7 protein-coding genes are annotated in these 6,704 nt (G+C 71.8%); 2 read left to right on the top strand and 5 right to left on the bottom strand.

The genetic code is table 11. The annotated features are described in order from the left end of the window. Both HMPREF0731_RS17670 and HMPREF0731_RS17665 read right to left on the bottom strand, forming a co-directional pair. On the bottom strand, nucleotides 1-938 hold a 938-nt coding region (locus tag HMPREF0731_RS17670), incomplete at its 3' end, for a CheR family methyltransferase (RefSeq protein WP_169312306.1). After that, nucleotides 935-1,462, bottom strand: a complete 528-nt coding sequence (locus HMPREF0731_RS17665) for a chemotaxis protein CheW (protein ID WP_211207955.1) — start codon at nucleotides 1,460-1,462, stop codon at nucleotides 935-937. The genes HMPREF0731_RS17670 and HMPREF0731_RS17665, both read right to left, overlap by 4 nt. Before the next feature lie 120 nt (nucleotides 1,463-1,582). Between HMPREF0731_RS17665 and HMPREF0731_RS17660 the strand changes: the two genes are divergently transcribed. Further along, nucleotides 1,583-2,338, top strand: coding sequence for a 2-keto-4-pentenoate hydratase (locus HMPREF0731_RS17660; protein ID WP_007005551.1), 756 nt, complete (start codon nucleotides 1,583-1,585; stop codon nucleotides 2,336-2,338). Nucleotides 2,339-2,484: 146 nt separating this feature from the next. Here HMPREF0731_RS17660 and rpoD read toward each other — a convergent pair whose 3' ends face one another. The 3 genes from rpoD to HMPREF0731_RS17645 all read right to left on the bottom strand — a co-directional run bounded on the left by rpoD (nucleotide 2,485) and on the right by HMPREF0731_RS17645 (nucleotide 5,240). After that, a complete protein-coding gene (gene rpoD / locus HMPREF0731_RS17655) occupies nucleotides 2,485-4,326 on the bottom strand; it encodes an RNA polymerase sigma factor RpoD (RefSeq protein WP_157136204.1) in 1,842 nt (613 codons plus the stop codon). Between the two features lie 330 nt (nucleotides 4,327-4,656). Continuing rightward, on the bottom strand, nucleotides 4,657-4,947 hold the full coding sequence (locus HMPREF0731_RS17650) for a type II toxin-antitoxin system RelE/ParE family toxin (protein ID WP_007005548.1): 291 nt from the start codon (nucleotides 4,945-4,947) through the stop codon (nucleotides 4,657-4,659). 8 nt (nucleotides 4,948-4,955) lie between these two features. Then, nucleotides 4,956-5,240 (bottom strand): CopG family ribbon-helix-helix protein, encoded by a 285-nt coding sequence (locus HMPREF0731_RS17645; protein WP_007005547.1) that lies wholly within the window; start codon nucleotides 5,238-5,240, stop codon nucleotides 4,956-4,958. A 417-nt stretch (nucleotides 5,241-5,657) separates the two neighbouring features. On the opposite strand from HMPREF0731_RS17645, the gene HMPREF0731_RS17640 reads away from it, so the two are divergent. Further along, nucleotides 5,658-6,692, top strand: a complete 1,035-nt coding sequence (locus tag HMPREF0731_RS17640; protein WP_007005546.1) for a replication protein RepA — start codon at nucleotides 5,658-5,660, stop codon at nucleotides 6,690-6,692. Nucleotides 6,693-6,704 lie beyond the last annotated feature (12 nt).

The following is a 6,704-nucleotide window of genomic DNA, read 5'->3' as shown; positions in this document are numbered from 1 at the left end:
GGCGGCGGGGCCGCCATGGGCGCCGCAAGCGGCACCACCGGGCGCGGCGGCAGGGCGGGCAGCGGATCCCCGCCCCGGCGATAGGCCACCGTGCCCGGCAGGTTCACCACCTCCAGGAACTCGGCGAAGACCGGGTTGGGCTCGGCATGGCCGAGCAGCAGCCAGCCGCCCTCCGCGAGCCGCGCGGCCAGCGCGCGGACCAGCCGCTCGACCACCTCCGGATGGAAATAGATCAGCACGTTGCGGCAGAGGATCAGGTCGAACCCGTCCATCTCCAGCGGCGCCGTGCCGTCCAGCAGGCCGAGCAGGTTCTGCCGCTCGAACCGCACCAGGGCGCGGTGCTGCGGCCGCAGCAGCCAGGAGCGGCCATCCGCGCCGGGCAGGAAGTCGCGCTCCAGCTCCTCCGCCGGCAGGCTGCGCAGCGCCCAGCGGCTGTATTGCCCGCGCCGGGCCATGGCCAGCGCCGCCTCGTTCAGGTCGGTGCCGAGCAGCGACAGCCGCCAATCCGGCAGCGCCTCGCCCAGCATGCGGCGCAGCAGGATGCCGAGCGAATAGGGCTCGGCGCCGCTGGCGCAGCCGGCGCTCCAGGCGCGCAGCCGCCGCTCTTCCCGCCGCCGGGCCAGGATGTCGGGCAGGATGGTCTGCTGCAGCGCCGCGAACTGCTCGGCATAGCGGAAGAAGAAGGTCTCGCCGATGGTGATCTCGGCTTCCAGCGCGGCCCATTCGGCCTCGCCCCGCGCCGGGTCGCGCAGCCGCTCCAGATAGGCGGCGGGGCCGGGCAGGCCGGTCTCGCGCAGCCTCCGGCGCAGCCGCTCCCACAGCAGCGCATCCTTGTCCTCGTAGTAGAAATGCCCGGTGCGGGCGATCACCGCGGCCTTCAGCCGGGCGAATTCCACATCGGGCAGGAAACGCGGCGCGAAATCGGGTGCGGCGTTCATGCCGGCGGGCCAGACCACTCGGCCAGCCGCGCCTCGGCCGAATCGCGCAGCGCGGCCAGCGTCGCCGCTTCCTGCCGCAGCAGGATGCGCGCCGGGTCGAGCAGGTGGATGAAGCCCTCCGGCGTCTCGATCTCGGCCACCGCGCAGCCATTCAGCGTGGCCTCGGGCGGGACGGCGCGCAGCCGGTCCTGCGCCACGCGCTGCAGGTCCAGCACCCGGTCCACCAGCAGGCCGAGCGGGCCGGACGCCTGGCCGGGCAGCAGCAGGATGTGGCGGTACAGCGCCTGCTCGGCCACGGCGCCTTCCTGCAGGCCGAACAGCCGCGCCAGGTCGAGCACCGGCAGGGCGGTGCCGCCGAGATTGAGGAAGCCGGCCATCACCCGCGGCAGGCCGGGCGGGCGCCACAGGCGCGGCAGCGGCAGCACCTCCTGCACCGCGGCGCGCGGCAGGGCGCAGCGCCGGCCACCGAGGCGGAACAGCAGATAGGCTTCCGGTCCCTTCTCTCCGGCGGCGGCCAGTCTCACGCATCAAGCTCCCTGCGGCGCCCCTGATTATCATTCCCGGCGCGGCGCGGCCATGCCCCCCTCCCCGCCCCGCGCCGGATCGTCCAGGATGGCGGCGACCGATCCGGAGAGAGACCGCCCATGGCCACCGATGTCACCGCCGCCGCGCATGCCCTGCTGGAGGCCCGCCGCACCCGGCAATGGCTGAGCGCCCTGCCCGAGGGCGCGCGGCCGCAGAACGCCGCGGAGGTGGTGGAGATCCAGGCGCTGGTCGCAGCCCAGCTCGGTCCGATCGCCGGCTGGAAGGTGGGCGCGGCCTCGCCCCAGGCCGAGCCCTCGGGCGTGCCGCTGCACGCGCGCAACCTGCGCTTCGACGCGACGCCCTATGCGGCGGCCGATTTCAACGTCACCGCCATCGAGGCGGAGGTGGGCTACCGCCTCGGCGCCGATCTGCCGCCGCGCGAGGCACCCTACACGCGCGAGGAGGTGCTGGCCGCCGTCGCGACCATGCACGCGACGATCGAGATCGTGGACACGCGCTTCACCGCGCTGCACGTCACCGACCCGCTGAGCCACACGGCGGACCAGGGCAATCACGGCGCGCTGGTGGTGGGGCCGGCGGTCACCGACTGGCACGGCGTCGAGCCGACCCAGCTGCCGGTGACGCTGCGCTTCAATGGCGAGGTCGCGGTGCAGCATGTCGGCGGCAACACCGCCGGCGATCCGGTGCGCATGCTGGTGTGGCTGGCCAATGGCGCGGCGCACCGCCATGGCGGGCTGAAGGCGGGCATGGTGATCACCACCGGCAGCTGCACGGGGCTGCTGCATGTCCCGGCCGGGACGGTGGTGCAGGCGGTGTTCGACGGCTTCGGCTCGGTCGAAACCACGATCGCGTAAGAGAAGAAAAAGACCAGGGGCGCTGCCCCTGGACCCCGCCGGGGTGGCACGGCCACCCCGGACCCCGCGATCTGTTGGCGGGGTCCGGGGGGACCCTGTCCCCCCGGCGGAGGGGCCTGGGGAGGCAGAGCCTCCCCAGCAGAACATTACGCCAGGAAGCTGCGCAGCGACTTGCCGCGCTTCGACACCTGCAGCTTCTTCAGCGCCTTCGCCTCGATCTGGCGGATGCGCTCGCGCGTCACGTTGAAGGTCTTGCCGACCTCCTCCAGCGTGTGGTCGTTCTCGCCGCCGATGCCGAAGCGCATGCGCAGGATGCGCTCCTCGCGCGGCGTCAGGTCGGAGAGGATGCGCATCGTCGCGTCGCGCATCGCCGAGCGCGAGGCGGCGTCGAACGGCATCACCGCGTTCTCGTCCTCGATGAAGTCGCCGAGGCGGCCGTCATCATCCTCGCCGATCGGGTTCTCCAGGCTGACCGGCTCGCGCGCCAGGCGCTGCACGGCGCGCACCTTGTCGACCGACATGCCGAGCTCGCCCGCCAGCTCCTCCGGGGTCGGCTCGCGCCCCGCCTTCTGGGCGAAGCGGCGGCTCATGCGCGCAACCTTGCCCACCGTCTCCGTCATGTGGACGGGCACGCGGATGGTGCGCGCCTGGTCGGCCAGCGAGCGGGTGATCGCCTGCCGCACCCACCAGGTGGCGTAGGTCGCGAACTTGAAGCCGCGGCGCCAGTCGAACTTGTCGACCGCGCGCATCAGGCCGATGTTGCCCTCCTGGATCAGGTCGCCGAACATCAGCCCGCGGTTGCGGTAGCGCTTGGCGATGTGCACGACGAGGCGGAGATTGGCCCGCGTCAGCTCCTCCTTCGCCTTGCGCATGTCGCGCTCGCCCCGGCCGACCTCGGCGCAGACGCGGCGCAGCTCGGCCGCCGGCAGGCCGCTCGACTGCTCCAGCATGACGATGGCGGCGCGGATCTGCGGCAGGGTGTCGCGCAGGTCGCGCACCGCCTGGGCATGGCGGGCGGCGCTGCTGCGCACCTTCTGCGCGGCCTCGACCAGCGCCTGCACGGCGGCGTCGCTGCCATCCCACAGGCGCAGCACCACCTCGTGCTCGACGCGCGCGGCGACCGCCAGGCGCAGCGCCTTGCCGTCCAGCGCCAGCAGGCGCCGCTGGATGTCGCGCACCTCGCCCACCAGCATGTCGAGGCGGGCGGGGCGCAGGCGCAGCGCGCCGAACAGCCCGACCATCTCCTGCCGGCGGGCCTGCGCCGCCTCGCTGCGCACCGGCAGCGCGCGCAGCGCCGCATGCGCCTCCAGCGCGGCGCCGAAGGCGGCCAGCACCTCGGGCTTCATCTTCTCGTCCAACGTGGCGTGCGGGACGACCTCGCCCTCCTCGGGCTCCTCCGTCTCGACGCCGGCGGCGGCGGGGGCGGCGGCGTCGGCCGCCATCGCCTCCAGCTCGACCACGTCGCGCAGCGGCATCTGCCCCTGCTCCAGCGCGGCCTTCCAGGCGGCGATGTGGGTGAAGGTCACCGGGCTCTCGCACAGCCCGGCCAGCATCGCGTCGCGGCCCGCCTCGATGCGCTGGGCGAGGGCGATCTCCTCCTCGCGGGAGAGCAGGTCGGTGCCGCTCATCTCGCGCAGGAACATGCGCACCGGGTCGTCGGAACGGGCCAGGCTGGCCTCGTTCACATTGCCGCCCTCGGCGCCTTCCTCGGTCTCGGCCTCGGCCTCGCCGCGCGTCTCGGCCTCTTCCTCGGAGGCTTCCTCGGCTTCCTCGGTTTCCTCGTTGCGCACGTCGAGCGTCTCGGGGCTCTCGAACTCGTCGCCGTAATCGGCGCGCCAGTTGCGGCCCGGGTTCAGGCCGGGGGGCCGGTCCGCCTCGGGGGCCTCACGCGCCAGAATGTCCCCAAACGCCGCCGTCCGCGCCTTGAGCGGCGCGCCGCCCTCGGTCTCGCCCTGATCCGCCGCGCCGTAGGTAAACATTCCGTCCATCGAATTCACCTGCTCTTTGTGCTTGGAGACCCCGGGAGGCCCCAACAACAATTCCAACGCCTCCGCCTTGCGGCGGACCAAACCCAATTGCCCCGGCGGCTCGGCCGGGACGGGCCGCAACCCGGCGTCACGCCAGGAGAGGCGTGCCGGGGGCGGCAGAAACAAAGTCGGGGTCGGGCGCCACACCCAGGGTGGCCGCGCCTTTATTTAGGAAGGTTGACCAGCTCCCAACACCCCTGCGCGATCAACGGGCCGTTTTCGGCCCCCGGCGCGGGGCGCTGTCTGTAGCATGCTCTTCATAAACGGGGTGAAAAAAGCGCCGCGCTGCCCTCACCCTCGCGCTTCCCTTCCATGCCAGACGCGAATGACGACCGCCCTGCCCTGCCCATCCAGCCGGTAGCGCAGCACATAGGCGCCGCTGGCGAAGGGGATGGTCAGCTCACGCCGCTCGGTCCCGTCCGCCATGGGCCGGCCGAGGCCGGTGTTCCGCGCCAGCAGCTCCGCCGCCTCGGCGATGGTGGCGGCGGCGCGGCGGGCGGCGGCAGGGTTCTTGTCGAGCAGGAAATGCAGCAGGCGGTCGAGATCCGCCGCCGCCTCCGGCAGCCAGAGCAGCCCGGCCATGCCGGGGCCTAGCCTGCCTCTTCCGTCGCGGGGGGGGGCGCCACGCGGCCCTGGGCGAACTCCTCCAGCCAATGCCGCATCGCGGCCTGGGGAATGGCGGCGCCATCCAGCCGATGGCGTTCCCAGCGCGCCAGATCCTCGCGCTTCTCCTGCTCGTAGCGCTCCTCGCGCTCCAGATATTCGAGCACGGCCTTCCTCATCAGCCAGTGCGGCGAGCGGTCGCGCAACTGGCCGAGCGCCTGCAGGCGCTGGCGCGTCTCCTCATCCAGCTTCAGGGCGAGGCTGGCGGACATGGCGTGGCTCCGGTCGAAAAGGTATCACCTATTTATACCTTTGCCGCCGGGCAGACAAGCTTCGCGGCGGGCTGTGATCCTTGCCAGCCCTGTACCTTGCGCAACGAAGCGATTCGGCGCCGGGCTGTGATCCTTGCCAGCCTGGCCCGCGCGCCGCCGGCGGCATGGCTGTGAACCTTGCAAGCCCGGTCCAGCGGCTTCCTGTGAACCCTGCCAGCGCCAGGGATTCGCCGAATCACCATGACAGAACAACAGCTTGGCGGCTTATCCACGCGAACCCTGCCAGCACATAGACAATGACAATCTCTCTTTCTGCCAAAGGATTGCCCTGGGCTGGCAAGGTTCGCAGGCCAGGAGGGGGCAGGCTGGCAAGGTTCGCATCGACGAGCCCCGGCCACCCGTTGCAGGTTGCCCCCCATGGTGCAGCGGCCCCCGAATCCCGAACCCCGAGACGAGCAGGGCGACCTGTTCGGCGCTGGCGCCAGCGTGCACCAGCTGGTCGAGGCCCGCGGCGCCAAGGGGGCGGTCAAGGCCGCCCAGCTCGCGGTGCTGGAGCCGAAGCCGCCCAGCCTGTCGCGGGCGCTCGCCGGCCGCATGGGGCGGCAGATCGCCGATACCGCCTCCACCGCCATCGTGCGGGAATTCGAGGGCGGCAGCGAGATCGGCTATTCCTACTCCGCTTGGTGTCTGGCAGGCCTGCCGCATCGCGACCAGCCCAAGGACCAGAACTGGCTGATCGACACCGATTTCGCCCGGCTGCTGGTGCGCCCCGGGGTGCGGCTCCGCGATGACAACAGCCAGGAGTACATCGGGATTCCCTTCGGCTCCTATGCCCGTCTGCTGCTGATCGACTGGCAGACCGAGGCGCTGGAGCGCGGCTCGCGCGAGATCCATATGGGCCGCTCGGCCAGCGCCGTGGTGGCGCGGCTCGGCATCAACCGCGGCGGCCCCAGCAACGCCAAGGTCGCCGAACAGCTCGAGCGGCTGGCCAGCTGCGCCGTCGATTTCAGCTTCGGCAGCGACAAGAAGGGCGTCATCGTCAACCAGCGCCTGGTCGAGGCCTTCAGCTATGTGGGCGAACCCGACCCCCGCTCCACCCGCACCAGCCGGCTGGTGGAGCGCGTCCTGCTCTCCCAGGCCTTCTTCGACGAGTTGCGCCGCCATCCCGTGCTGGTCGATCGCGCCGCCGTGCGGGACCTGACCACTTCGCCGCTGGCTATCGACATCTATCTCTGGCTCGCCTACCGGCTGCATTCCCTGCCGAAGGAGACGCCGATCGGCTGGGACCGCCTCTGGCGGCAATTCGGCTCCAAGGTGGGCGCGCTGAAGAACTTCAAGACCCAGTTCGAAGGCCCGCTGCATCTGGCGCTCTCGGCCTACAAGAACGCCAAGGTCCGCGTCACCGATCGCGGCCTCCTGCTGGAGCCCTCCCCTCCCCCCATCCGCCCTTGATTCTTTCGGGCT

This window comes from Pseudoroseomonas cervicalis ATCC 49957 (assembly GCF_000164635.1).
GTDB classification, from domain to species: domain Bacteria; phylum Pseudomonadota; class Alphaproteobacteria; order Acetobacterales; family Acetobacteraceae; genus Pseudoroseomonas; species Pseudoroseomonas cervicalis.
Note: the sequence above shows the minus strand (reverse complement) of the source record. Positions and strands in the feature narration are given on the sequence as shown.